Raw genomic sequence first — 1,727 nt, 5'->3', positions numbered from 1 at the left:
GAATTAATTTAAATGGTTCAAAAAGTAATTCTTTGGACGTCTTTTCTGATAATCTAGGCCGTTTTTCTTCTCATGTTGATATTGACATTCCTAATTCATCACCATCAAGGATTACTGTTAGCACTCCATCAGATAAACGTGTCTATGTTTATTACAATACATATAAAGAAGGTACAGTTCCAGAATCAGAAAAAGAGAAGATTGCACAAAATCAAAGCCAAGTAAAACCTGAAGATTTCATGCTGACACAAAAAGAAATGTTAGACATTCTCAAGCGTATGCTTGAAAACAATCAGACAAACCATGCCGAGTTGATGAACCAACTGGCAAAAATGGGCGTTATGAATCAATCTGCCGAGCCAAGCACATTTAGCCCTGATACCGCACTTAGTGCGCCATATACCCCTGAAGGTAGTAGCACCCCTCAACAAACAAGATTCAAAATGAATCAAGATGGCACTGTAGGCGTTGATTATGTTCCGCGTCCAGATTTAAAGCCAAACAGTCCAGAAGCACCGAATAAGCCCGAAAAGACAACACCGAGCAGACAGGAGAGTCCAGACACGCCAAACGCACCAAATAGCCCGAATTCGCCAAATACACCGAATCAGCCGAACAATCCGACAGGGCAGCAAAATCAAAACGAAGAGAATCAGAAACAAGATTTTTGTAAGCAGAACCCGAATACTGCTCAATGTATTTTGGGAGGAAAGTCGGAAGATATTAAACTACCTGAACAGACCATAGACCTGAATTTCAAGCCTTTGGACGTGTTCCAGTCTGACGGGAAGTGTCCCGCTCCCCGCTCCGTAGATTTCGGTGCATTGGGACAGGTAGAGTTCAGCTATGACCCGTTGTGCGACTTGGCGCGCAAGCTGCGCCCCATCTTCATCGCAATATGCGTGCTGACATGTGCCTATTTTGTCTATGAATCCGTAAAGGAATTGTGAAATGAACTGGGCATCATTGATAACAGGCGTCCTCATGTCCGTAGCAGGGCGCATACTGACCGCCGTAGGTTTGAGTTTTATTTCAGTAACAGGACTGAATGCTTTGCAGGATTATTTCATTAACGAAATAAGCCGTAGTATCGGCGGTTTCCCCGACGAAGCCTTGCAAATACTGTATATAGCGGGATTCGGTGTCATTCTGAATTGGATATTTGGTGCGTTCAGCTTCGTAATATCCCTAAAAGGCTTTAAAAAACTGTCTACCATCATTCAGTCGAAATAGGAAGAAAACATGTTATATCTGTTAACAGGCGTACCGGGTTCGGGCAAAACCCTGAAAGTCGTTTCCATGCTTGCCAAGCAAAAAGACTTTATGAATCGTCCGCTTTATGTAGACGGCATTCTTGACCTGAAAATACCACATGAAGAAATACCAGAAGGAGAAAGCATTCAGACATGGCCGAAGTGGGCACCGCCGGGCGCGATTATCGTTGTTGACGAATGCCAACGCATATTCCGCCCACGTCCTAGCGGTTCGAAAGTACCTGACTACGTCGCCGAACTTGAAACACATAGACACCGTGGTCTTGATTTCCTCTTGATAACTCAACATCCCCGTCTGATAGACGTCCATTTGCGCGGACTGATAGAACACCACACCCATTTCGGCAAGACTAATTTAGGACTGCGCCGTAAGCTCGAATGGACGACAGGCGGCGCAAAAGACCCTGAAAGCAGGGCAAACATCAGGGAAGCCCTAATCAGCGTGTATAGGCT

At 44.8% G+C, this 1,727-nt stretch carries 3 protein-coding genes; all 3 read left to right on the top strand.

Features of this window, described 5'->3' with window-relative positions; translation table 11 throughout:
• Positions 1-950, top strand: a 950-nt coding sequence (locus tag ACTHUR_RS10890) for a virulence factor TspB C-terminal domain-related protein (protein ID WP_440398581.1), incomplete at its 5' end; no start/stop codon positions are given.
• Position 951: 1 nt separating this feature from the next.
• Entirely contained in the window at positions 952-1,233 is a 282-nt protein-coding gene (locus tag ACTHUR_RS10885; protein WP_070459371.1) for a DUF2523 family protein, read from the top strand.
• Positions 1,234-1,242: 9 nt separating this feature from the next.
• A partial coding sequence (locus ACTHUR_RS10880) for a zonular occludens toxin domain-containing protein (RefSeq protein WP_440398580.1) occupies positions 1,243-1,727 on the top strand: 485 nt, incomplete at its 3' end.

Source organism: Neisseria sp. P0021.S007, assembly GCF_051956855.1.
This window is presented reverse-complemented; position numbering and strand designations above follow the sequence as displayed.

What these genes read in the sequence shown, in the direction of transcription:
- ACTHUR_RS10885 (WP_070459371.1), top strand. Translation starts at nt 952, where the DNA reads ATGAACTGGGCATCATTGATAACAGGCGTCCTCATGTCCGTAGCAGGG.